This window comes from Mycobacterium sp., assembly GCF_035697385.1.
Taxonomy (GTDB): domain Bacteria; phylum Actinomycetota; class Actinomycetes; order Mycobacteriales; family Mycobacteriaceae; genus Mycobacterium.
Map to the genome: position 1 here is coordinate 1 of NZ_DASSCY010000031.1, position 22833 is coordinate 22833.

Consider the following 22833-nt stretch of genomic DNA (forward strand, 5'->3'; position numbering starts at 1 on the left):
CGGCGATGACACGGAAATCCTTACCACGCAACGGGATTACTGGACCCAGCAGCTGCGCGGACTGCCGGAGGACTCCGGCGTGCGTCCCGATTTCGCGCGCCCGCCCGTGCCAAGCGGTGAAGGGGATTCCATCGAGTTCACCGTCGATGCCGCCACCCGCGCCAAACTGGTCGAGCTCACCCGCGAGATCGGCATCACCGAGTTCATGCTGTTGCAGGCCGTCGTGGCGGTCCTGCTTCACAAGGCAGGCGACGGCGTCGACGTCCCCCTTGGCACCCCAGTAGCGGGACGTAACGAGTCGGAACTCGACCAGCTCGTCGGCTTCTTCATCAACATCGTGGTGCTGCGCAACGACCTGAGCGGCAACCCCACGCTGCGTGAGGTGCTGCGCCGTGCCCGCGAAACAGCGCTGGGCGCGTACGCCCACCAGGATCTGCCGTTCGACCGGGTGGTCGAAGCCGTCAGCCCGGTGCGATCGCTTTCGCGCAACCCGCTGTTCAGCGTCGTCGTCCACGTCCGCGAGGACCTGCCGACCGGCCAGGTCATCGACACCGGGCCCGACGGTGACACCACCTTCACCGCGCTCGAGCCGACGTTCGATGTCGCTCATGCCGATCTGTCGCTGAACTTCTTCGCCGGCGAGCAGGGATACCGCGGACACGTCATCTACCGGCCGGAGTTGTACCACCGCAGCACGATGGAGCGGCTCGTCGACTGGTTGGGCCGCATTGTGCGCGCGTTCGCCGACCAGCCGGACAACGTGTTGCGCGACGTCGAGATCATGGATCCCGACGACAGTGCCCGCCTCCTAAACTGGGGTGGCGGAGCGGTCTACGTCCTCGACGATGCGCTCAAACCCGCCCCCGTCGGCGTGGTCGGCGACGTGTATGTCACCGGCGCGGCGCTCGAGCGTGCCGGCTGGGACCGCGCCGGGTTGACCGCGACGCGGTTCGTGCCGAATCCCTTTGCCGCTAATCCAGGTTCGCGTCTGTATCGCGGTGGCGAGCAGGGCCGGTGGACGGAAGACGGCCGCCTGGAGTTCGTCGGGCGCACCACCACGGACGGTGCCCGCCAACCATCATCGGGCGGTGCCGCGTTCGAGCCCCCGAGCACCGAAACCGAATGCGCACTGGCCGAAATGCTCGGTGAAGTGCTCGGTGTCGCCGAAGTCGGGCGCTACGACGACTACTTCGAACTCGGCGGCGACAGCATCCTGGCGGTCCAGCTGGCAGCCCGTGCCCGCGATGCCGGTCTGCCGCTGACCGCGCGGATGGTGTTCGAACACACCGTGGTAGCCGACCTCGCCAAGAAACTGGACGACGCCCCCGCGGTGGTCGAAGTCGAAGACACCAGCCACGAGCCGATGACCGTTTCGGGTTTGTCCGCCGACGAACTCGCGGCGTTCACGTCGTCGTGGACGGCATCAGGCGACAGCGCACAATGACCGCCACCGTGTCGACAACCGCCGTCGAAGACGTGATGGCGCTCAGCCCCCTGCAACAGGGGCTGTTCTCCATGGCGGCGCTGACCGACGGTAACGACGGGGCCGACCCCTACGTGATCGCCATGTCAGCCGATGTGACCGGGGCCCTCGACGTTCAACTGCTCCGCAACTGCGCGCAGACGATGATGGCTCGTCATCCCAATCTGCGCGCCAGCTTCTACCGCGGCGACCTCAGCCGCACCGTGCAGGTGATTCCCGGGCAGGTCGACGTGCCATGGCGGCACATCACCGCCACCGCCGACGAAGTCGAAGCGCTTGACGCCGACGAACGGCGGCGACCGTTCGATCTCGAGCACGGCCCGGCGATCCGATTCCTGCTCATCGAATTAGCCGACGACCGTTGGCATCTCATGGTGATCGCCCACCACATCATCATCGACGGGTGGTCGCTGCCGCTGTTCGTTGGCGAGCTCATCGCGCTGTACAACTCAGGCGGGGATCCGGCGGTCCTGCCTGCGACGCGCCCGTACCGGGATTACATCGGCTGGCTGGCCGCGCGTGACCAGGACGCCAGCCGGGCGCTGTGGCGCGAGCATTTGTGCGGGCTCAAGGGGCCGACCCTGCTGACGCCCGCGCTCACCGCGGGCCAGCAGCTGAGCGGGCTGCCACGACGGACGGAGGTGATCCTCGACGAGGAGGCCACGAGCCAGCTGATGGAGGCCGCTCGTTCCCGGGGCGTCACCGTCAACACGCTTGTGCAAATGGCGTGGGCAACAATCCTTTCCGCGTGCACCGACACCAGTGACGTGGTCTTCGGGGTGACGGTGTCGGGCAGACCGTCGGAGCTCGCAGGCGTGGAGACGATGGTCGGTCTGTTCATCAACACCGTGCCGTTGCGGGTGCGGCTTGAACCGGCCGCGCCGGTCGGTGCGCAGTGCCTGGCGTTGCAGCGCGAGGGCGCAATGCTGCGCGACCACAGCTACCTCGCCCACGCTGAACTGCGCTCACTCGCGGGCATCGGCGAGATGTTCGACACCCTGCTGGTGTACGAGAACTTCCCGCCTGGCGGGCTGGTAGGCGGCGGAGACTTCAGAGCGGGCGATGCCACCTTCCGGCCCGCGGCGCTGGAAAGCCTTTCGCACTTTCCCGTGACGATCGCCGCCCACATGACCGACGGACGGTTGACGGTGATGGTGGAGGTCATCGACGGCGCACTGGGGCAGATGAACCCCGAAACCCTCGGCAGGCGAGTGGTTCTCACCGCCCAGCGGCTCGCGTCGCATTGGGACCGCCCGCTTCGCGACGTCGGCATCCTGTTCGACGACGAGTTGACGTCGATATCGGCCGCCGGTTCGACCGTCGCGGATCCGGCAGGCGTGCACACCAAGTTCGCCGAGGTGGCGTCTTCCCGTCTCGGTTCGGTGGCGTTGAGCTGGCCGGATGGCCAACTGACGTATCGGGAGCTGGACGAGGCTGCTGACGGGCTTGCCGCCGCGCTTGTCGCACGTGGAGTCAGCACCGAAGCACCTGTGGCGGTGAATCTTTCGCGCGGTCCGGACTACGTGGTCGCAATGCTGGGCGTGCTCAAGGCGGGCGGGACCATCGTCCCGCTCGACCCGGGAATGCCCGCAGAGCGAATCGCCGACATCCTCGCCCAGTCCGGTGCCCGAATCGTCGTCGACGAGGCGGTGATTGCCGCGGCTCCAGATGCACCGACGGACTTCCGTCCCGCGATCGTCGCGCCGGATCAAGCCGCATACGCGGTGTTCACCTCGGGCACCACGGGACGACCCAAGGGGGTCGTCGGCACCCATCGGGCGCTGCGCGCCTACGCCGAGGACCATGCGGAGAACATCCTGCGCCCAGCCGCGATCCGGCTGAAGCGCAGACTCCTGGTCGCGCATGCTTGGTCGTTCACCTTCGATGCCGCGTGGCAGCCGCTGGCCGCGCTGCTCGAGGGGCACGCCGTGCACATCGTCGACGACGAAGTCCAGCGCGACGCCGAGGCGTTGGTGGAAACCATCGCCCGGTACGGCATCGACATGATCGACACCACCCCTTCGATGTTCGCCCAACTACATGCGGTTGGGCTGTTGTCCACCGTCCCGCTTGGCGTGTTGGCGCTTGGCGGCGAGGCGGTCAGCATTCCGGCGTGGAACTTGATCCGCGACGAATGTGCACGCACAGGCATGGCGGCTTACAACTGCTACGGCCCAACGGAAACCACGGTGGAAGCCGTCGTCGCCACGATCTCCGAGCACGAACAGCCGACGATCGGCTTGCCGACCGGGCCTACCCGCGCTTACGTCCTCGATTCATGGTTGCGCCCGGTGCCCGACGGTGTGCCAGGAGAGCTCTATCTGGCCGGTGACCAACTCACACGCGGCTATCTGGGCCGGGCAGGCGAGACGGCGCACCGCTTCGTCGGAGACCCGTTCGTGCACGGCGAGCGGATGTACCGGACTGGTGATGTTGTGCGACGGCTACCGGGTGGCGCGCTTGCGTTCCTCGGGCGCTCGGACGCACAGGTCAAGATCCGCGGTTTCCGGGTCGAGCCCGGCGAGATCGCGGCAGTACTGCACAGTCATCCAGCCGTGCGGCACGCCCACGTTTCGGTGCGTGAACATCGTTTAGGGCCTCGGTTGATCGCCTACGTGGCGGCCGATCCCGCACCGGCGGTAGCCGAGCTGCGGGGCCTGCTGTCAAAGCGGTTGCCGCGCTACATGGTTCCGCACAGCATTGTTGTCGTCGACCAGATGCCGCTGACATCGCACGGCAAGGTCGACGAAACAGCTCTGGCGGCCATCACCATTGACGACGGCCCGTCAGCTGCTCCGGAGACCGACACCGAAAAAGCGCTCGTCCAGGTGCTCACCGAGCTTCTCGATGGCGCCGAGGTCGATGTCACCGCCGACTTTCTTCAGCTCGGCCTGGACAGCATCGTGGCGCTGTCGGTGGTTCAGGCAGCGCGCAGACGCGGCATCCCGCTGCGCGCCCGGCTGATGGTCGAGTGCGGAACCGTCCGCGAGCTGGCGGCCGCAATCGACAGTGAAACGGTCACTATCGGCCTTGCCGACGACGCGGACAGCGGCCCGGTCCCCGTGCTGCACAACGTGCACTGGCTCTACGAGCACGGCGATCCGCGACGGCTGGCACAGACCGAGGCGATCCGGCTGCCCGAGGGGATCACTCGCGATCACCTGGACCGGATGCTGCGCGCCGTCATCGACGGTCACGAGGTGCTGCGCGCCCGCCTCGACACCGACACGATGACTCTCGTCGAATACGACCCGCACGACTACCTCACCGAGGTGTGGGTCGACGGCGACGTGACCGATGCGGTCGCCCATCACGCCCGCGCGTGCGTGGAACGCCTTGATCCGCAGAACGGTTCGATGATCGCTGCAGTATGGCTGCGGCAATCAGAGGGCCCCGGCGTGCTGGTGTTGACCGCGCACGTGCTCGCAATGGATCCGGCGTCGTGGCGAATCGTAATGGGCGAACTCGACGCGGGTTGGCATGCGTTGATGTCCGGCCGAGAGCCGTCGCCGGCTCCGGAGCACACCAGTTATCGCCGATGGTCGCGGCTGCTGCGCGAGCGCGCCGCCACGCTTGACACGTGCGACTTCTGGGCCGCGCAACTCGACGGCGACGACCCTGCACTGGGGTCACGCCGGGTCCGACCGCAGACCGACCGAGCGGGCGACCTTGTCGTCACCATGTCAGTCGCCGACGCCGACGTAACTGCTCGGCTGCTGAGCGCGACGGAGCCCACCTCGCACCTGCTGGCGGCAGCGGCGGCGCGTACCGTCACCCGCTGGCGACTGCACCGGGGGCAGGATCCGCAGCCGCCGCTGTTGGCGCTGGAAACCCACGGTCGCGCAGACGGATTCGTCGACGACGCCGATACTTCCGACACTGTCGGCCTGCTCACTGCCATATACCCGCTGCGGGTGCAGTCGGCACAGGATTGCGCCGCGATTCCCGGCGACGCGATTGACTATGCTCTGCTGCGCTATCTGCGGGCGGACACCGCCGAACGCTTGGCCGCCTACCGTGAACCCCAGGTGCTGCTGAACTTCCTGGGCCGCGTCCACGTCGGACTGGATGCCGGTGTCATGAAGATGGATCGCGCGCTGCTGGCGGACGTATCACCGCTGCCCGAGCCCAATCTGGCGGTTCGACACGAGCTGACCATCATGGCGGCGGTGCTCGGTGAGAGCGACGCTCCCGTGTTGGCCACGCAGTGGCGTGCCATTCCCGACATCCTCACAGAAACGGATATTGCTGTGCTGCAATCGATGTGGCAAGACGCGCTGCGGGAGATCGCACCGTGAGCACCACGCTGGCAGTCGTCGGCGCCGGAGCCAAGGCCGTTGCCGTCGCCGCCAAGGCCGCCGAACTGAGCGACATGGGCGTCGACGTTCCCGCCGTCGTCGCCGTCGAACGCACTGCGGTGGCTGCCAACTGGCAGGCCGTCGGCGGCTGGACCGACGGGCAGCACCGGCTGGGAACCGGGCCCGAGAAGGATGTCGGCTTCCCGTATCGCTCGTCGCTGGTGCCGCGGCGCAATGCCGAACTCGACGAACGGATGACCAGGCACAGCTGGCAGGCGTACTTGGTCGCCACCGGCCAGTTCGCCGAATGGATCGACCGCGGCCGGCCCGCGCCCACCCATCGCAGGTGGAGCCAGTACCTGCGCTGGGTGGCCGACAACGTCGGTATGACCGTGATCCCCGGTGAGGTGCAGCGCATCTCGACAGATGGTCAACGGTGGGCGCTGCACACACCCGAGGACACTGTGCACGCCGAAGCGGTGATGATCACCGGGCCGGGGCAGGCGGCACGGTCGATACTGCCCGGCGACGCGCGGGTGCTGTCCATCGCGCAGTTCTGGCAGCAGGCCGCCGCGCAAGAGCTCATATCGGCCGAACGCGTCGCGGTGATCGGCGGCGGTGAAACGGCAGCGTCAATGCTCAACGAACTGTTCCGCCACCGGGTTTCGACGATCACGGTCATCTCGCCGCAGGTAACACTGTTCACCCGCGGTGAGAGCTTCTTCGAGAACACACTGTTCTCCGATCCGACCGGCTGGTCGAGCCTGACGTTGGCTGAACGGCGAGACGCGCTCGCGCGCACCGACCGCGGTGTGTTCTCTGCGCGGGTGCAGGATGCACTGCTGGCCGACGACCGCATCCGGCATCTGCGGGGGCGGGTCGCACATGCGGTCGCGCTCGACGATCGAATCCGGTTGACGCTGAGCACAAACCGCGGATCCGAACGCATGGAGACGGTGCACGGATTCGATCTGGTGATCGACGGATCGGGCGCCGACGCGATGTGGTTCGTGCCGCTGTTCGGCCAGGACGCACTGGATGTGCTGGAACTGGGGCTCGGCGGGCCGCTCACCGGCGACGCGTTGTGTGAATCCATCGGACACGATCTAGCCATTACCGGCGTCACCCCGAAACTGTTCCTGCCCGGCCTGTCCGGGCTCACCCAAGGACCCGGGTTTCCGAACCTGTCCTGCCTCGGGCTGCTGTCCGACCGGATCCTGGGCGCCAACCTGACCGACCCATCGCTGAGGAGACTCGATGAGCACCAATCCGTTCGATGACGACAACGGCACCTTCTATGTGCTGGTCAACGACGAGGATCAGCACAGCCTGTGGCCCACGTTCGTCGAGGTTCCCGCAGGCTGGCGCGTCGTATTCGGTGGGGGCACCCGAGCCGACTGCCTGGCCTACGTCGAGGCGAACTGGACCGACATGCGCCCGCGCAGCCTGCGCGAAGCCATGGGACGCGAAGGTGCCTCGCTAAGTTAGGAGCCGTGCCAACGTCACGGCGGAACCTCGGGGTTGCGGCCGTGCTGTGGATCGCGGCGGCACTGACCTTTCTTCTATTCGAATGGCTGGCCGCTGCGGCGGTACTGCCGTCGTACAGCTATGCGTACGGATACATCAGCGACCTCGGAGTACCCGCGTGGTCGCCCAGGGCGGCGCTGATGAACTCGGCGTTCTGGGTGCAGGGCCTGATGTTTGTGGCAGGAGCCGTCTTGATCGCCAGGACAGCCGGCCGGGGCTGGCTGTTCGTCTTGCTCACGGTGATCAATGCGGTGGGCAACATTCTGGTGGCCGTCGCGCACGGTGGCTCGGAACTTGTCGAGAACGGGTACGCGTGGATGCATGTGCTCGGCGCGTGCCTTGTCTTCGTCGTCGGCAATGCCGCGATAGTCGTCGGCTCATGGGTCGTGGCGCCGATGGTTGCGCTGAAGGGCTATCGGGCCGCGTCCATCGCGATCGCGGTCATCGGATTCGTCTGCGTGGCGGCGTTGAGCATCACCACGTCCAAGGCCGGCTTGCCGAGCGGGGTGCCGGAGCGCGGCGCGGTGTATTCGATCCTGGCGTGGCAGGTCTTGACCGGAGTCGCCTTGCTCGTTCGGCCGGTGCGCGCCCGCTAGACGTCCTGAGTCGGTTCGTCGCGGCCAGCCGCTGCGGGCGACGAGTGTGGAGTTAATACACGCGATCTGCAGAAAGGCCGTGCATCAAGTCCACACTCACCGAGGTTCGCTAGACCTGCTGGCCCAATGGCATGTCCATGTCGAACAGGCGCGCGTGCAGGACCGTCCGGTTACGCAGCGCTGCCCGCACCGCACGGTGCAGGCCGTCCTCCAGATAGACGATGCCTTTCCACTTCACCGCGTGTGGGAACAGATCGCCGTAGAACGTCGAGTCCTCCGACAGCAACCGGTCCAGCGCCAGCACAGTCGTCGTTGTGACCAATTCGTCCAGCCGGATCTGGCGCGGCGGAATCTGCGCCCACTGGCGATGCGACAGCCCGTGCTCCGGGTATGGTCTGCCCTCGCGGACGCCCTTGAAGATCATCCGGCAGAGGTCCCCCGACTCTTGCCCCCGACCATCGGTGTCATCCTGCAAAGGCTAGTCGCAACCGGCCCATCGACCACCCGAACACCGCTCGCGGCGTATCGAACCTGTTGATGACCGTAAAATGAATGCCAACTAGGTGGGAGAGGTAGGTGAACACATGGGTAGCGCCGAGGACCGTCGATTCGAGGTGTTACGCGCGATCGTTGCCGACTTCGTATCCACAAAGGAACCGATTGGTTCGAAATCACTCGTAGAGCGGCACAATCTGGGTGTCTCGAGCGCGACCGTGCGCAACGACATGGCGGTTCTGGAGGCCGAGGGGTACATCGCCCAGCCGCACACCAGCTCGGGCCGGGTGCCAACGGAAAAGGGTTACCGGGAGTTCGTCGACCGGCTGGAGGACATCAAGCCGCTGTCGACTGCGGAGCGGCGCGCGATCCTGTCCTTCCTGGATTCGGGCGTCGACCTCGACGACGTATTGCGCCGTGCAGTCCGGCTGCTGGCGCAACTCACCCGCCAGGTCGCGATCGTCCAGTACCCGACGCTGTCGACATCGAGCGTGCGTCATCTCGAGGTCGTGGCGCTGACACCGGCGCGGCTCCTGCTCGTCGTGATCACCGACTCCGGCCGCGTCGACCAGCGCATCGTGGAACTCGGCGACGCCATTGACGAGCATGAGCTGTCCCAACTGCGTGAGCGGCTTGGGCAGGCTCTCGAGGGCAAGCCGTTGGCCGCGGCGTCGATCGCGGTGTCCGATTTGGCGACCAATATGAACGGTCACGGCGGCCTGGCCGACGCGATCGGCCGGTCGGCGACCGTGCTCGTGGAGTCGCTCGTCGACCACAGCGAGGAGCGCCTCGTGCTGGGCGGCACCGCCAACCTGACCCGCAACACCGCCGACTTCGGCGGTTCACTGCGACCGGTGCTGGAGGCGCTGGAGGAGCAGGTCGTGGTGTTGCGGCTGTTGGCTGCCCAGCAGGAGGCTGGCAAGGTCACCGTACGAATCGGCCACGAGACAGAGGCCGAAAAGATGGTGAGCACATCCGTGGTCAGCACCGCCTACGGAAGTTCGGGCAAGGTATATGGCGGCATGGGTGTGTTGGGACCCACCCGGATGGACTATCCGGGAACTATCGCTAATGTCGCTGCGGTTGCTCTTTATATCGGGGAAGTCTTAGGTAGCCGTTAATTCGGCTTGAAGAAGGCAGGCAAGGTCAGGCGTGGCACGCGATTATTACGGGCTGCTCGGAGTGAGCCAGGGCGCGAGTGATTCGGAGATCAAGCGCGCCTATCGGAAGTTGGCCCGTGAGCTGCACCCCGACGTCAATCCGGACGAAGAGGCGCAGGCCCGGTTCAAGGAGATCAGCGTCGCCTACGAGGTGCTGAGCGACCCGGAGAAGCGCCGCATCGTGGATCTCGGCGGCGATCCGCTCGAGTCCGCCGCGGCGGCCGGCAACGGCTTCGGTGGCTTTGGTGGCCTCGGCGACGTCTTCGAAGCGTTCTTCGGTGGCGGGGGCGGGTCGCGCGGGCCGATCGGCCGCGTGCGCCCAGGCTCGGACTCGCTGCTACGCATGCGGCTTGACCTGGAGGAATGCGCCACCGGCGTGACCAAGCAGGTCACCGTCGACACCGCGGTGCTGTGCGACCTGTGCCAGGGCAAGGGCACCAACGGCAAGTCCACCCCGGTCACGTGCGACACGTGTGGCGGCCGCGGCGAGATCCAGACCGTTCAACGCTCGCTTCTCGGGCAGGTCATGACGTCGCGGCCGTGCCCGGTCTGCGGCGGCGTCGGTGAGGTCATCCCGGACCCGTGCCACCGCTGCGGCGGCGACGGCCGGATCCGCGCCCGCCGAGATATCAGCGTCAAGATCCCCGCCGGTGTCGGCGACGGGATGCGCGTGCGGCTTGCCGCGCAGGGCGAAGTCGGCCCGGGTGGCGGACCGGCGGGCGACCTGTACGTCGAGGTCCACGAAAAGCCCCACGAGATCTTCCTGCGTGACGGCGACGACCTGCACTGCACTGTTTCGGTGCCGATGGTGGACGCCGCGCTCGGCACGACGGTCACCGTCGAGGGAATCCTCGACGGCCCCACCGAGATCACCATCCCGGCCGGCACGCAGCCAGGCTCGATCACCACGCTGCGCGGGCACGGTATGCCGCATCTGCGCTCCGGCGTCCGCGGCGACCTGCACGTGCACATCGAGGTCGTCGTGCCCTCACGGCTCGATCACGACGACATCGAACTGCTGCGCAAGCTGAAGGAAAAGCGCGTCCGCGATACGGCAGAGGTGCGGTCCACCCACGCGACCGCCACCGGCGGCGGGCTGTTCTCCCGGCTGCGCGAGACCTTTAGCGGCCGCTGATTTTTGGTGACCGACACTGACCCTCATGGCGCGGCACGCCGCGCCGTCTTTTTCGTCGATGTCCTGCCCACGGTTGGTGAGGTCGCTGTGGTCGACGGCGACGAGGGCTTCCACGCCGCCAACGTGCGGCGGATCCGTGTCGGTGAGCGGCTCGATCTGAGCGACGGCGAAGGGACGCTGGCGCACTGCGTCATCGAAGAGGTCGGCAAGGGCAGGCTGTCGGCGCGCGTGCTCGAAAGTCAGACCGTTGCCCCGGCGATCCCGCCGGTCACCGTCGTGCAGGCACTGCCCAAGTCCGACCGCTCCGAATTGGCCATCGAGCTGGCCACCGAGGCAGGCGCGGACGCGTTCGTGGCGTGGCATGCCGGGCGATGTGTCGCCCGTTGGGAGGGATCCGCTCGCATTGAGAAGGGTCTGCGGCGCTGGCGCGCGGTGGCCCGGTCGGCGGCGCGGCAGTCGCGGCGCGCGTACATCCCGTCGGTCACCGGCGTGGTGTCGACGGCCGAGCTGGTCTCGCTTGTCGGTGACCGCGTGGCGAACGGCGCTGTGGTGCTGGCGCTACACGAGTCCGCCAACGGAAGGCTCGCCGAATTGCCGGTGGGACAAGCTGATTCGCTGGTGTTGGTCGTCGGGCCCGAAGGGGGGATCGCCGACGACGAGATCGCGGCCCTGACGGCGGCCGGTGCGACGGCCGTCCGGCTTGGGCCGACGGTGCTGCGCACGTCGAGTGCCGCGGCCGTCGCACTCGGGGCGTTGGGAGCGTTGACGCGACGATGGGACTGATTGCGCAGCGGCAGCGCAGCCGTCACACCGGCCACTTGGGCACCGCCTGACAGACGGTTCTGCATTAACCGCTGGGACTGCGATGGTCCCCGACGGTAAACTGGGTATTCGATAACACCACAACCGGCACGAAGACAGAAAGCAGGCAGAAAACCCCACGTGACGCCCCGCGAGACGAACGCTGACTCGTCACCGGCCACGGATTCGCTGGTACGCAGCAGCATCAATGTTCCGCCCGACCACGTCGTGGGCCTGCTGGGTTCCGCCGACGAAAACCTGCGCGCGCTCGAGCGCATCCTGGCGGCCGATATTCATGTGCGCGGCAACGCGCTCACCCTGTCCGGCGAACCCGCCGATGTCGCACTGGCCGAGCGTGTGGTTTCCGAACTCGTCGCGATCGTGGCCAGCGGACAGACACTGACCCCTGGGGCTGTGCAACACAGCATCGCCATGCTCACGGGCACCGGCAACGAATCACCGGCCGAGGTGCTGACCCTCGACATTCTGTCTCGGCGCGGCAAGACGATTCGACCCAAGACGCTCAACCAGAAGCGTTACGTCGACGCCATCGACAAGCACACCATCGTGTTCGGAATCGGGCCTGCAGGTACCGGCAAGACGTATCTGGCAATGGCCAAGGCGGTCAACGCATTACAAACCAAGCAGGTCACGAGGATCATCCTCACCCGCCCGGCCGTCGAAGCCGGTGAGCGACTCGGCTTCTTGCCGGGCACGCTGAGCGAGAAGATCGACCCGTATCTGCGGCCGCTGTATGACGCGCTGTACGACATGCTGGATCCCGAGTCGATTCCAAAGTTGATGAACGCCGGGATAATTGAGGTTGCGCCGCTGGCGTACATGCGCGGACGTACCTTGAGCGACGCGTTCATCATCCTCGACGAGGCGCAGAACACCACCGGTGAGCAGATGAAGATGTTCCTGACCCGGCTGGGCTTCGGATCGAAAGTTGTTGTCACAGGCGACATCACGCAGGTAGACCTGCCCGGCGGAGCCAGGTCGGGCCTGCACGCGGCGATGCACATTCTGGACGGCATCGACGACATTCACTTCTCCGAACTCACCAGCGCCGACGTGGTGCGCCACCGGCTGGTCTCCGAGATCGTCGATGCCTACGCCAAATCCGAGGAGCCCGAATTGATGAACCGGGCGCAGCGGCGGGCCTCCGGCAGCAGTCGTCCGCGACGGTAGGCGACATGAGCATCGAGGTGTCCAATGAATCGGGCATCGACGTTTCCGAAGAGGAACTGATCAGCGTCGCCCGGTTTGTCATCCGCAAGATGAAAGTGAATCCCGCGGCCGAACTTTCGATGGTGCTGCTCGACACCGCGGCGATGGCCGACCTGCACATGCGGTGGATGGATCTGCCCGGTCCGACCGACGTGATGAGCTTCCCGATGGATGAGCTCGAACCCGGCGGGCGGCCCGACGCGGCCGAACCGGGCCCTTCGATGCTCGGCGACATCGTGCTCTGTCCGGAGTTCGCCGCAGCGCAGGCCAACACAGCAGGACACACTCTGGGCCAGGAGCTGGCCCTGCTGACCGTGCATGGCGTCCTGCATCTGCTCGGGTATGACCACGCCGAGCCTGACGAGGAAAAAGAGATGTTCGCCCTGCAGCGCCAACTGCTCGAGGAGTGGGTGGCTGATCAAGTCGAGGCATACCGCCAGGACCGCCAAACGGAGAAGGATCGGCGGCTACTGGACAAGTCTCGATACTTCGACGCCCCGTGACCGGCATAGGACAGCTGATCGGCGCCATCGCCCTCATCGGCTTGGGCGGTTTGTTCGCGGCGATCGATGCGGCCGTCAGTACCGTGTCGATGGCCCGCGTCGAGGAACTGGTCCGCGACGAGCGGCCAGGCGCGGTCCGGTTGCACAGGATCATGGCCGAGCGTCCGCGCTACATCAATCTCGTTGTGCTGCTGCGCATCATGTGCGAGGTGAGCGCGACGGTCCTGCTGGCCGCGTACCTCGACGACTACACCGGCGTCCGCTGGGGCCTGATCTCCGCCGCCGCGATCATGACGGTGGTCAGTTTCGTGGTGGTCGGCGTGGGTCCCCGAACCGTCGGCAGGCAGAACGCATACACCATCTCGTTGGTGGCGGCGCTTCCGCTGCAAGCGATTTCGGTGGTGCTCACACCGATCAGCCGCCTGCTCGTGCTGATCGGCAACGCGCTGACACCGGGTCGCGGCTTCCGTAACGGTCCGTTCGCCTCCGAGATCGAGTTGCGTGAGGTCGTCGACCTGGCGCAGCAGCGTGGTGTGGTGGCCGACGACGAACGCCGGATGATCCAGTCCGTCTTCGAACTGGGTGACACCCCGGCGCGCGAGGTGATGGTGCCCCGCACCGAGATGGTGTGGATCGAAGCCGACAAGACGGCGGGCCAGGCCACCTCGCTTGCGGTGCGCAGCGGACATTCACGCATCCCGGTGATCGGGGAGAACGTCGACGACGTCGTCGGTGTGGTCTACCTCAAAGACCTTGTGCAGAAGACGTATTACTCGACCAACGGCGGACGCGACACCCTTGTCTGCGAGGTGATGCGGCCCGCGGTGTTCGTGCCGGACTCCAAACCGCTGGATGCGTTGCTGCGCGAGATGCAGCGCGATCGCGTTCACATGGTGTTGCTCGTCGACGAATACGGTGCGATCGCGGGCCTGGTGACGATCGAGGACGTGCTTGAGGAGATCGTCGGCGAGATCGCCGACGAGTACGACACCGACGAGGTGGCCCCCGTGGAAGAGCTGGGGGAGAAACAGTATCGGGTATCGGCCCGGCTGCCGATCGAGGATCTCGGCGAGCTCTACGACATCGAGTTCGACGAGGACCTGGACGTCGACACCGTCGGGGGGCTGGTGGCGCTGGAGCTGGGCCGTGTCCCGCTGCCGGGCGCCGAAGTTACGTGGGACGGGCTGCGGCTGCGCGCCGAAGGCGGGCCTGACCACCGCGGCCGCGTGCGGGTCGGCACCGTCCTGGTCAGCCCAACCGAGCCGCAGGAGAATGGCGATGAGTGAACTGGATGCCGAGGACGCCAAGCTGGTGACGTTGGCCCGCGGGGCGATGGGCCGAGCAGAGGCGGGCAGCGGTGCGGCGGTGCGCGACGCCGACGGCCGCACCTACGCAGGCGCGCCCGTCACGCTCGACGCGCTCAGACTCACGGCGTTGCAGGCCGCCGTCGCAGCGGCGGTGTCCAGCGGCGCGACGGGTTTGGAGGCCGCGGTGCTTGTCGGTGGATCGGCCGACGATGCCGGGGTCGCCGCCGTGCGTGAGTTGTCCGATGACGCCGCCGTGATCGTCACCGATCGTGCGGGAAAGGTGCTGTGAGCGAATTCCGTTCCGGCTTCGTCTGTTTCGTCGGCCGGCCGAACACCGGCAAGTCGACGCTGACCAACGCTCTGGTCGGGACCAAGGTGGCGATCACGTCGAACCGGCCCCAGACCACCCGGCACACCATCCGCGGCATCGTGCACAGGGAGAACTTCCAGATCATCCTCGTCGACACCCCCGGATTGCACCGGCCACGCACCCTGCTGGGGCAGCGGCTAAACGATCTGGTGAAAGACACGTACTCCGAGGTCGACGTCATCGGTCTGTGCCTTCCCGCCGACGAAAAGATCGGCCCTGGTGACCGGTGGATCTATGAACAGATCCGCACGGTCGCGCCGAAGACCAAGCTGACCGTCGTCGTGACCAAGATCGACAAGGTGCCCAAGGACAGGGTCGCCGCCCAGTTGATGGCGGTGAGCGAGCTCGTCGGCCCGGATGCCGAGATCGTTCCGGTGTCGGCGACCACCGGCGACAACCTCGACGTGCTGACCGACGTGCTGGCCGCCCAGCTGCCGCCGGGCCCAGCGTTCTACCCAGACGGCGAGCTGACCGATGAGCCCGAGGAAGTCTTGATGGCCGAGCTGATCCGCGAGGCCGCGCTCGAAGGCGTGCGCGACGAGCTGCCTCACTCGCTGGCCGTGGTCATCGAAGAGGTCGAACCACGCGAGGGCCGAGACGATCTCATTGACGTGCACGCCATCCTCTACGTCGAGCGCGACAGCCAAAAGGGCATCGTGATCGGCAAGGGCGGTGCCCGACTCCGCGAAGTGGGCACCGCCGCTCGCACTCAGATCGAGAAGCTGCTCGGCACCAAGGTGTACCTCGACCTGCGCGTCAAGATCGCCAAGAACTGGCAGCGCGACCCCAAACAGCTTGGCCGCCTGGGCTTTTAGAAAGTCAGCCCGGGACGCCTGCGCCCGGCGTTCCGAACGGCCTGCCGGGGGACTGAACCGGCGGCGCGCCGTCACCCTTGCCGTAGACCGCGACGACGACCGTGCGGTCCAGAAGGCTCTCCGACCAGACCCCGATGTCGACGTTGGCGCAGTCCGCCATGATCGCGTGGTAGTCGGGCCGGTAGTACCACTGATTGATCAACTCGATGCCGCTGATGGCCAGGGCCGGGTTGATCGCGACGGTCTCGGCCACGGCGCCGGCGTACCCGGCGTTGCGCGCGCGATCGGCGACCGTCGATCCGTCCGAACCGATGTCGCCGTCCAGCGCGCGGTTGTTCAGCACGTCGTTGGTGTGCCATTGGGCGGCCAGCCGCAGCTTCGGGTTGATCTTGATTTCGGTATCGCAGCCGGCCTGATGCTGCACGGTGTAGACGTTGGCGACCACGCCGTCGTTCAGTCGCTTGTTGTCCGCCCCGGCGGTCGGCATGCCCGCGATCGCGCCGCCAACAACGGCCAGGACGGGAAGCGCATACACACATCGCCGCAGTGTCATGGTCGACGACATTACGCGACCTCGTCTGACACAACGTCCTGAACGGGCGCTTCATCTCCGGCGGGCGCGGAGTCCTTGGTCGGCGACGGCGCCCACCAGACCGGCGGCTGCTTCATCACCCAGCCGTTGATCGCCTCCAGCTCCGCGGCCAGGGAGATCAGCAGAGGTTCACTGTTGGCAGGGCCCATCAGCTGGACGCCGATGGGCAGCCCGTCGGAAGTGAAGCCGGCCGGTACGTTGATCGACGGCCAGCCCAGCAGGTTCCACGGCCAGGTCACCGGGCACGCCTTGATCATCGTGCGATCGGTCGACAGCCCGCCGCGATGGTCGAAATCGTGCACCACGGGTGGCGGCTGTGCGGTCGTCGGGGCGAGGACGACGTCGACGATGTTGAAGGTCCAGCCGATCCGGCGCTGCGCAGCGGCCTCGCGCGCCCGCGCCTTGCGCAGCACGTGCTCCGACAACACCCGGCCCAGCCGCATATTGGACTTCGTGCGCTTGTCCAGCGTCACGTCGTAGCCCAAGCTGTCGGCCCAGTCGAGCAGGCCCGAAGTCGAGCGGGACAGGAAGTTCCACGACATGCCCACGGTGTAGTCCGGGTCGTGCCGTCTCACCCTGTGCCCAAGCTCCTCGAGCTGGCCGGCGACTGTTTCGAGTGCGGCGCGAATCTCGGGATGCAGCCTGGCCCGGAAGATCGTGAACGGAAATCTCGTGGACATCGCGATCTTCAGCGGCCCCGGTGCCTGGCCGACGAAGTCCGACACCCGCACCGGCGGCGGCTTGTGCAGGTCACCGGCCGCATTGCCGGACGCCGCGTCGAGCACCAGCGCCGCATCGGTGACGGTGCGGGCCAGCACACCGTTGACGGTGATGCCGTTGAACGCCTCGGGCAGCGGCCACGTGGAGATCCGTCCCCGCTGCGGCTTGATGCCGACCAGGTGTGTCCACGCCGCGGGAATCCGGACGCTGCCCGCGCCGTCGGAGCCGATCGCGGCGGCGACCAGTCCGGCCGCCACGGCCGCCGCGCTTCCACCCGACGACCCGCCCGGGGTGTGCTCGCGCGACCACGGATTGCGGGTGTGGCCGAAAGCCGGTCCGCTGGTGAACGGCCATTGACCCAACTCGCAGGTGTTGGTCTTGCCGACGATCACCGCGCCCGCCGCGCGCAGCCGCCGCACGACCTCAGAATCCGCGGCAGCTGGACGGATGTTTCCTTCGGCGCCGAACCGGGTCGGTACGCCCGCGACGTCGACGTCGTCCTTGACCGCGATCGGAATCCCCAACAGCGGAAGTTGTACGCCCGCCGCACGTTTGCGGTCAGCTTGCGCCGCGTCGGCGAGCGCGCGTTCGGTCAACACTTCCCGGAAGGCGTTGAGCGTCGGCTGGCTGGCCTCGATCGCGTCCAGCGATCTGCGCACCAGTTGAGCCGACGTGACGGAGCCACTCGCCAGCTGGAAAAGCTGCTGAGTGAGGGTTGGGAATCGCACAGACTCGACCATCACATACGAGAATATCGGCGCTGCATACCCGCAACTGTCAGATGACGGTGAGAGACTGTCTTAATGCGGCTGTACCGGGACCGAGCGGTGGTGCTGCGCCAGCACAAGCTCGGCGAGGCCGACCGGATCGTGACCCTGCTCACCCGCGAGCACGGGTTGGTGCGCGCGGTGGCCAAGGGGGTGCGACGCACCCGCAGTAAGTTCGGGGCGCGGCTGGAACCGTTCGCGCACATCGATGTTCAGCTTCACCCCGGCCGGAACCTCGACATCGTCACCCAGGTGCAGGCCATCGACGCGTTCGCCACCGACATCGTCAGCGACTACGGCCGATACACCTGCGCGTGCGCGGTGCTGGAGACCGCCGAACGCCTGGCGGGAGAGGAGCGGGCCCCGGCTCCCGCGCTGCACCGGCTGACCGTGGCCGCGCTACGGGCCGTGGCCGACGGCGGCCGCCCACGCGAACTGGTGCTCGACGCTTACCTCCTGCGCGCCATGGGAATCGCGGGCTGGGCGCCGGCGCTGACCGAATGCGCCCGCTGCGCCGCGCCGGGTCCGCACCGGGCGTTTCATATCGCCGCGGGCGGCAGCGTGTGCGTGCACTGCCGGCCGTCCGGGTCGGTGACACCGCCGCAGGGTGTGCTGGACCTGATGGCGGCGCTGCACGACGGCGAATGGGAGCACGCACAGTCCGCGCCGCAGTCCTACCGCAGCCAGGCCAGCGGGCTGGTCGCGGCGCACCTGCAGTGGCATCTGGAGCGTCAAATGCGGACATTGCCGCTGGTCGAACGCGTATATCGGGTCGATCGCACAGTCGCTGAGCATCGCGTGTCGCTATTCGGGCAGGATGTGGCCCATGGCGGTGAAGCGGATGACGAAAGCGGCCTACCCCCAGTTGCCTCCGGCGCCTGACGACTATCCCAGCTTTCCCGATACGTCGTCGTGGCCGGTCATCTTCCCGGATCTGCCACGCCGAACCAACGGCAGGTTCGCTCGCCCTCCCCAGCACACATCGAAGGCTGCCGCACCCCAGATCCCGGCCGACCAGGTGCCCAACCACGTCGCCGTCGTGATGGACGGCAACGGGCGGTGGGCCACCCAGCGCGGTCTGGGCCGTACCGAGGGCCACAAGATGGGTGAGGCGGTGCTCATCGACATCACCTGCGGCGCCATCGAAATCGGCATCAAACACCTGACGGTCTACGCGTTCTCCACCGAGAACTGGAAACGCAGCACCGAGGAGGTGCGCTTTCTGATGGGGTTCAACCGGGAGGTGGTCCGCCGGCGCCGGGAGAACCTCAACGACATGGGCGTGCGGATGCGCTGGGTCGGCTCGCGGCCCCGCATGTGGCGAAGCGTCATCAAGGAATTCGATATCGCCGAAGAGATGACGGTGGACAACGACGTCATCACGATCAACTACTGCGTGAACTACGGCGGCCGCACGGAGATCGTCGAAGCCACTCGTGAGATCGCGCAGGCGGCGGTGGACGGCAAGATCAATCCCAGCCGGATCAGCGAGGCGACGTTCGCCAAGCACCTGCATCGCTCCGACATCCCCGATGTGGACCTGTTCATCCGGACATCGGGGGAGCAGCGGGCAAGTAACTTCCTGCTGTGGCAGGCCGCGTACGCGGAGTTCGTCTTCCAGGACAAGTTGTGGCCGGACTACGACCGCCGCGACCTGTGGGATGCGTGCGAGGAGTATGTGAACCGCAACCGCCGGTTCGGCAGATGACGCTGTCGGAGCGGCTCGCGCTCGTCCTCAACGAAATCCTGCCGGTACAGGAGGAAGACGACGGCGCGGTCACCGTGCATCACGACGACACGTTCGCTTCGTTGCGGGTGGTGACGATCGCCGAGGGCCTCGACATGGTGTCGCTCACCCAGATTTTGGCGTGGGATCTGGTGCTGGACAGCAAGCTTCGCGCGAAGGTCGCCAAGCATGCGAACGACACGCTGCTGGGCACCGTCTCGCTGGTGGAAAAAAGCGCAGCCAAGCGCGATTCGAAGAAGACCGCCGATGTGATGTTGCGTTACAACTTTCCCGCAGGCGGCCTGAGCGACGATGCGCTGCGCACGCTGATTCTGATGGTGTTGGCGACGGGTGCCGACGTGCGCAGGGCGCTAGTTGCCTGAGCCGTCCTTGGACGTGCAGAGCCCGCAGATACCGAAGATCTCGATGGTGTGGCTGACATCGGAAAACCCGTGTGTGCGGGCGACTTCGGCGGCCCATGCCTCGACCTGGCGGCCCTGCACCTCAACGGTCGCACCGCACGCCCGGCACACCAGGTGGTGGTGATGGTGCTCCGAGCATCGCCGGTACACCGACTCGCCGGTGTCGGTACGCAGCGTGTCGACAAGGCCTGACGTCGCCATCGACTGCAGCGTCCGGTAGACGGTCGTCAGGCCGATACCCTCGCCGCGCTTGCGGAGTTCGTCGTGCAGTTCCTGTGCGGACCGGAACTCTTCCAGGTTCTCCAACAGCGCGAAGATGGCCGCGCGCTGCCTGGTGGCGCGCACCCCGGTTGTGCTCACTCGCTGCCCTCGGCCGCGTGGGTGATCGCCGCGACGACGATGTCGGCCAGGTGGTGATCGACCAACCGGTACATCACCTCACGCCCCGTGCGTTCTCCCGCCACCACGCCTGCGGCCTTGAGGATCCGCAGATGCTGACTGACCAGGGGCTGCGGCACCGCCAACGCGTCGACGAGTTCATGCACGCAGCGGGCCGATTCCCGCAGCTGCAGCACGATCGCGATGCGAACAGGAGCGGCCAGCGCGCGCAGCAGGTCTCCTGCGGTGTCGAGGACGACGCGCGACGGCAGGTCCTGTGGCGGGGCGCCACCGTGCTGATGATCGTCGTGTTCAGCCAAAGTGGAAACGGTTTTCATTATGCAGCCAGAATACATTCGCGATCGCGCATGTCAACGTTGCGACGTCGATCGCTAGGCTGTGCACCCGTGGCGTCCATCATCGACACTGTCGCGAACGTAGCCAAGCGGCGTGGATTCGTTTACCAGTCCGGCGAGATCTATGGCGGCACCAAGTCGGCGTGGGACTACGGGCCGCTCGGCGTGGAACTCAAGGAGAACATCAAGCGGCAATGGTGGCGCTCGGTGGTCACCAGCCGAGACGATGTCGTCGGCATCGACAGCTCGATCATCCTGCCGCGGGAGGTGTGGGTGGCCTCCGGCCACGTCGAGGTCTTCCACGACCCGCTCGTCGAGTCGCTGATCACGCACAAGCGTTACCGCGCAGACCATCTCATCGAGGCGTACGAGGCCAAGCACGGACATCCGCCGGCCAACGGACTGGCCGATATTCGCGACCCGGACACCGGCGAACCCGGCCAGTGGACCGAGCCGCGCGAATTCAACATGATGCTCAAGACCCACCTCGGCCCGATCGAGACCGAGGAGGGCATGCACTATCTGCGGCCCGAGACCGCGCAGGGCATCTTCGTCAACTTCGCCAATGTGGTGACGACGTCACGGCGCAAGCCGCCATTCGGCATCGGCCAGATCGGCAAGAGCTTCCGCAACGAGATCACGCCCGGCAACTTCATCTTTCGCACCCGCGAGTTCGAGCAGATGGAGATGGAGTTCTTCGTCGAGCCCTCGACCGCCCGCGACTGGCACCAGTACTGGATCGACGAGCGCCTGCAGTGGTACGTCGACCTCGGCATCGACCGGGACAATCTGCGGTTGTATGACCACCCCAAGGACAAGCTGTCGCACTACTCGGATCGCACCGTCGACATCGAGTACAAGTTCGGCTTCCAGGGCAACCCGTGGGGCGAACTCGAAGGCGTCGCCAATCGCACCGATTTCGACTTGTCAACGCATTCAAAGCATTCCGGCGTCGACCTGTCGTTCTACGATCAGGCGTCTGACACCAGGTATGTCCCGTATGTGATCGAGCCTGCGGCCGGGTTGACGCGCTCGTTCATGGCGTTCCTCGTCGACGCGTACGCAGAAGACGAGGCGCCCAACGCCAAGGGCGGCGTGGACAAGCGCACCGTGCTGCGGCTTGATCCTCGGCTCGCGCCCATCAAGGCTGCGGTGCTGCCGCTGTCGCGGCACGAGAGCCTGTCGCCGAAGGCACGCGACCTCGCCGCCGAACTGCGCAAGAGCTGGAACGTCGAGTTCGACGACGCGGGCGCGATCGGCAGGCGGTATCGCCGCCAGGACGAGATCGGCACGCCGTTCTGCGTGACGGTCGACTTCGACTCGCTCGACGACCATGCGGTGACCATCCGGGAGCGAGACGCGATGACCCAGGATCGCGTCGCGATCGACGGCGTCAGCGACTATCTGGCGGCGCGCTTGAAGGGCTGCTGACCCGCAAGTAGTCCGAGATCGACGCCGAGCCATGCAGCAGGGCCAGCCCGCGGTCCTGCAGGCGGCGATTCCATTGGGCGAGTGTGTCATTCAGTTGCTCTAGGGAGCTTTGGTTCCGAATCTGGCTGATGACCGCTGCGATGTGGCGGAGCAGATAGCCGCCACGGCGCAGCTGGTGGGCCAGATGGGCGTCGCGTTGGTCCGCTGCGGTGTAGAAGCGCTGCCCAGTAGCTGGGTCCCGACGCGGCGTGAGGATGCCTGCGGCTTCCCACTGTCGCAGGGTGGCCGGGTGGACACCGAGTTGTGCGGCCACATCACCGACCCGTAGCGACGGCGCTGTCGAACGGGGCGCCTCGGGTACCAGCCGTGAAATCGCTCCCCTCACCAGCGTCAGGGTTTCGCGGTCTTTCGACAGCTGTGCGTGGGCGGCGTCGAGTTGGGTGAGCACCGCGGGCGTGTCGCCGTCGTTGATGGCACGCATCAGGTCGGCGGCGGCTCGGTACCCGATCGCAGGAACAAGTGCCAAGTAGGTCCGCAAGGCCGCGGCATGGACTGACGTGTACTGCCGGTAGCCGTTGGCCGAGCGCGTGCTCGGCGGCAGGATGCCATCGCGCTCGTAATTCCGGATCGCCTGAGCGGACATCCCGTGCTCGTTGGCGAGGTCTGCCGGCCTCATCGTGAGCCTCCGTGAAATAGGCATTTAAGGTTAGCGCTGCGAATA

23 protein-coding genes and 1 pseudogene are annotated in these 22833 nt (G+C 66.6%); 18 read left to right on the forward strand and 6 right to left on the reverse strand.

The features are described 5' to 3' along the window. Positions 1 to 79: 79 nt before the first annotated feature. The 6 genes and pseudogenes from VFH65_RS32005 to VFH65_RS03010 all read left to right on the forward strand — a co-directional run. Positions 80 to 748, forward strand: a pseudogene (locus VFH65_RS32005) (condensation domain-containing protein); the annotation flags it as partial. A gap of 390 nt (positions 749 to 1138) precedes the next feature. Beyond that, positions 1139 to 1444 carry a phosphopantetheine-binding protein gene (locus VFH65_RS32010; RefSeq protein WP_414688345.1) on the forward strand — a complete coding sequence of 102 codons (306 nt, stop codon included), beginning with the start codon at positions 1139 to 1141 and terminating at the stop codon, positions 1442 to 1444. Next, complete coding sequence (locus VFH65_RS02995; RefSeq protein WP_353319648.1) at positions 1441 to 5781, forward strand: amino acid adenylation domain-containing protein; 4341 nt, start codon at positions 1441 to 1443, stop codon at positions 5779 to 5781. Before VFH65_RS32010 ends, VFH65_RS02995 begins: the two co-directional genes overlap by 4 nt. After that, the gene (gene mbtG / locus VFH65_RS03000; RefSeq protein ID WP_353319649.1) at positions 5778 to 7061 is read left to right on the forward strand and encodes an NADPH-dependent L-lysine N(6)-monooxygenase MbtG; all 1284 of its coding nucleotides are present in this window, start codon (positions 5778 to 5780) and stop codon (positions 7059 to 7061) included. Before VFH65_RS02995 ends, mbtG begins: the two co-directional genes overlap by 4 nt. Beyond that, positions 7039 to 7269 (forward strand): MbtH family protein, encoded by a 231-nt coding sequence (locus tag VFH65_RS03005; RefSeq protein ID WP_353319650.1) that lies wholly within the window; start codon positions 7039 to 7041, stop codon positions 7267 to 7269. The genes mbtG and VFH65_RS03005 overlap by 23 nt, the downstream gene beginning before the upstream one ends. A gap of 5 nt (positions 7270 to 7274) precedes the next feature. Next, positions 7275 to 7904, forward strand: a complete 630-nt coding sequence (locus VFH65_RS03010; protein WP_353319651.1) for a DUF998 domain-containing protein — start codon at positions 7275 to 7277, stop codon at positions 7902 to 7904. Between the two features lie 109 nt (positions 7905 to 8013). On the opposite strand, the gene VFH65_RS03015 is transcribed toward VFH65_RS03010, so the two are convergent. Next, complete coding sequence (locus VFH65_RS03015; protein WP_353319652.1) at positions 8014 to 8328, reverse strand: type II toxin-antitoxin system VapB family antitoxin; 315 nt, start codon at positions 8326 to 8328, stop codon at positions 8014 to 8016. Between the two features lie 160 nt (positions 8329 to 8488). On the opposite strand from VFH65_RS03015, the gene hrcA reads away from it, so the two are divergent. The 8 genes from hrcA (at position 8489) to era (ending at position 15720) form a co-directional block, all read left to right on the forward strand. Continuing rightward, on the forward strand, positions 8489 to 9520 hold the full coding sequence (gene hrcA, locus VFH65_RS03020; protein ID WP_353319653.1) for a heat-inducible transcriptional repressor HrcA: 1032 nt from the start codon (positions 8489 to 8491) through the stop codon (positions 9518 to 9520). Between the two features lie 31 nt (positions 9521 to 9551). After that, positions 9552 to 10694: a molecular chaperone DnaJ gene (dnaJ, locus tag VFH65_RS03025; protein ID WP_353319654.1), complete on the forward strand. Its 1143-nt coding sequence runs from the start codon at positions 9552 to 9554 to the stop codon at positions 10692 to 10694. Positions 10695 to 10700: 6 nt separating this feature from the next. Further along, positions 10701 to 11477 (forward strand): 16S rRNA (uracil(1498)-N(3))-methyltransferase, encoded by a 777-nt coding sequence (locus VFH65_RS03030; RefSeq protein ID WP_353319655.1) that lies wholly within the window; start codon positions 10701 to 10703, stop codon positions 11475 to 11477. Between the two features lie 159 nt (positions 11478 to 11636). After that, positions 11637 to 12686, forward strand: coding sequence for a PhoH family protein (locus VFH65_RS03035; RefSeq protein ID WP_353319656.1), 1050 nt, complete (start codon positions 11637 to 11639; stop codon positions 12684 to 12686). 5 nt (positions 12687 to 12691) lie between these two features. Next, on the forward strand, positions 12692 to 13228 hold the full coding sequence (ybeY, locus tag VFH65_RS03040; protein ID WP_353319657.1) for an rRNA maturation RNase YbeY: 537 nt from the start codon (positions 12692 to 12694) through the stop codon (positions 13226 to 13228). After that, positions 13225 to 14514, forward strand: a complete 1290-nt coding sequence (locus VFH65_RS03045) for a hemolysin family protein (RefSeq protein ID WP_353319658.1) — start codon at positions 13225 to 13227, stop codon at positions 14512 to 14514. The genes ybeY and VFH65_RS03045 overlap by 4 nt, the downstream gene beginning before the upstream one ends. Next, positions 14507 to 14824 (forward strand): cytidine deaminase, encoded by a 318-nt coding sequence (locus VFH65_RS03050; protein ID WP_353319659.1) that lies wholly within the window; start codon positions 14507 to 14509, stop codon positions 14822 to 14824. Before VFH65_RS03045 ends, VFH65_RS03050 begins: the two co-directional genes overlap by 8 nt. Continuing rightward, complete coding sequence (gene era / locus VFH65_RS03055; RefSeq protein WP_353319660.1) at positions 14821 to 15720, forward strand: GTPase Era; 900 nt, start codon at positions 14821 to 14823, stop codon at positions 15718 to 15720. The genes VFH65_RS03050 and era overlap by 4 nt, the downstream gene beginning before the upstream one ends. Positions 15721 to 15724: 4 nt before the next feature. On the opposite strand, the gene VFH65_RS03060 is transcribed toward era, so the two are convergent. Next, on the reverse strand, positions 15725 to 16273 hold the full coding sequence (locus tag VFH65_RS03060) for a CAP domain-containing protein (RefSeq protein WP_353319661.1): 549 nt from the start codon (positions 16271 to 16273) through the stop codon (positions 15725 to 15727). 11 nt (positions 16274 to 16284) lie between these two features. Beyond that, entirely contained in the window at positions 16285 to 17772 is a 1488-nt protein-coding gene (locus tag VFH65_RS03065) for an amidase (protein WP_353319662.1), read from the reverse strand. A 63-nt stretch (positions 17773 to 17835) separates the two neighbouring features. Here VFH65_RS03065 and recO point away from each other — a divergent pair, with 63 nt between their 5' ends. Genes recO through VFH65_RS03080 form a run of 3 tightly spaced genes read left to right on the forward strand, consistent with a single transcriptional unit; the run spans position 17836 to position 19908 of the window. After that, a complete protein-coding gene (gene recO, locus VFH65_RS03070; protein ID WP_353319663.1) occupies positions 17836 to 18681 on the forward strand; it encodes a DNA repair protein RecO in 846 nt (281 codons plus the stop codon). Further along, positions 18626 to 19507, forward strand: coding sequence for a decaprenyl diphosphate synthase (locus VFH65_RS03075; protein WP_353319664.1), 882 nt, complete (start codon positions 18626 to 18628; stop codon positions 19505 to 19507). The genes recO and VFH65_RS03075 overlap by 56 nt, the downstream gene beginning before the upstream one ends. After that, on the forward strand, positions 19504 to 19908 hold the full coding sequence (locus VFH65_RS03080; RefSeq protein ID WP_353319665.1) for a hypothetical protein: 405 nt from the start codon (positions 19504 to 19506) through the stop codon (positions 19906 to 19908). The genes VFH65_RS03075 and VFH65_RS03080 overlap by 4 nt, the downstream gene beginning before the upstream one ends. On the opposite strand, the gene VFH65_RS03085 is transcribed toward VFH65_RS03080, so the two are convergent. Beyond that, the gene (locus VFH65_RS03085; protein WP_353319666.1) at positions 19897 to 20307 is read right to left on the reverse strand and encodes a Fur family transcriptional regulator; all 411 of its coding nucleotides are present in this window, start codon (positions 20305 to 20307) and stop codon (positions 19897 to 19899) included. The genes VFH65_RS03080 and VFH65_RS03085 overlap by 12 nt on opposite strands. Further along, positions 20304 to 20663, reverse strand: a complete 360-nt coding sequence (locus VFH65_RS03090) for an ArsR/SmtB family transcription factor (protein WP_353319667.1) — start codon at positions 20661 to 20663, stop codon at positions 20304 to 20306. Before VFH65_RS03090 ends, VFH65_RS03085 begins: the two co-directional genes overlap by 4 nt. 30 nt (positions 20664 to 20693) lie before the next feature. On the opposite strand from VFH65_RS03090, the gene VFH65_RS03095 reads away from it, so the two are divergent. Continuing rightward, positions 20694 to 22112 carry a glycine--tRNA ligase gene (locus VFH65_RS03095; RefSeq protein ID WP_353319668.1) on the forward strand — a complete coding sequence of 473 codons (1419 nt, stop codon included), beginning with the start codon at positions 20694 to 20696 and terminating at the stop codon, positions 22110 to 22112. Here VFH65_RS03095 and VFH65_RS03100 read toward each other — a convergent pair. After that, the gene (locus VFH65_RS03100) at positions 22075 to 22788 is read right to left on the reverse strand and encodes a MerR family transcriptional regulator (protein ID WP_353319669.1); all 714 of its coding nucleotides are present in this window, start codon (positions 22786 to 22788) and stop codon (positions 22075 to 22077) included. The two genes, VFH65_RS03095 and VFH65_RS03100, sit on opposite strands and share 38 nt — an antisense overlap. Positions 22789 to 22833: the final 45 nt, after the last annotated feature.

Excerpts from the sequence above, each read along its gene's own strand:
- VFH65_RS03100 (WP_353319669.1), bottom strand. The coding sequence starts at position 22,788 with ATGAGGCCGGCAGACCTCGCCAACGAGCACGGGATGTCCGCTCAGGCG.
- VFH65_RS03095 (WP_353319668.1), top strand. The coding sequence starts at position 20,694 with ATGTCAACGTTGCGACGTCGATCGCTAGGCTGTGCACCCGTGGCGTCC.
- VFH65_RS03090 (WP_353319667.1), bottom strand. The coding sequence starts at position 20,663 with ATGAAAACCGTTTCCACTTTGGCTGAACACGACGATCATCAGCACGGT.
- VFH65_RS32010 (WP_414688345.1), top strand. The coding sequence starts at position 1,139 with ATGCTCGGTGAAGTGCTCGGTGTCGCCGAAGTCGGGCGCTACGACGAC.
- VFH65_RS03015 (WP_353319652.1), bottom strand. The coding sequence starts at position 8,328 with ATGATCTTCAAGGGCGTCCGCGAGGGCAGACCATACCCGGAGCACGGG.
- VFH65_RS02995 (WP_353319648.1), top strand. The coding sequence starts at position 1,441 with ATGACCGCCACCGTGTCGACAACCGCCGTCGAAGACGTGATGGCGCTC.
- VFH65_RS03075 (WP_353319664.1), top strand. The coding sequence starts at position 18,626 with ATGGCGGTGAAGCGGATGACGAAAGCGGCCTACCCCCAGTTGCCTCCG.
- recO (WP_353319663.1), top strand. The coding sequence starts at position 17,836 with ATGCGGCTGTACCGGGACCGAGCGGTGGTGCTGCGCCAGCACAAGCTC.
- hrcA (WP_353319653.1), top strand. The coding sequence starts at position 8,489 with ATGGGTAGCGCCGAGGACCGTCGATTCGAGGTGTTACGCGCGATCGTT.
- VFH65_RS03080 (WP_353319665.1), top strand. The coding sequence starts at position 19,504 with ATGACGCTGTCGGAGCGGCTCGCGCTCGTCCTCAACGAAATCCTGCCG.
- VFH65_RS03050 (WP_353319659.1), top strand. The coding sequence starts at position 14,507 with ATGAGTGAACTGGATGCCGAGGACGCCAAGCTGGTGACGTTGGCCCGC.
- VFH65_RS03065 (WP_353319662.1), bottom strand. The coding sequence starts at position 17,772 with ATGGTCGAGTCTGTGCGATTCCCAACCCTCACTCAGCAGCTTTTCCAG.
- VFH65_RS03060 (WP_353319661.1), bottom strand. The coding sequence starts at position 16,273 with ATGACACTGCGGCGATGTGTGTATGCGCTTCCCGTCCTGGCCGTTGTT.
- VFH65_RS03005 (WP_353319650.1), top strand. The coding sequence starts at position 7,039 with ATGAGCACCAATCCGTTCGATGACGACAACGGCACCTTCTATGTGCTG.
- ybeY (WP_353319657.1), top strand. The coding sequence starts at position 12,692 with ATGAGCATCGAGGTGTCCAATGAATCGGGCATCGACGTTTCCGAAGAG.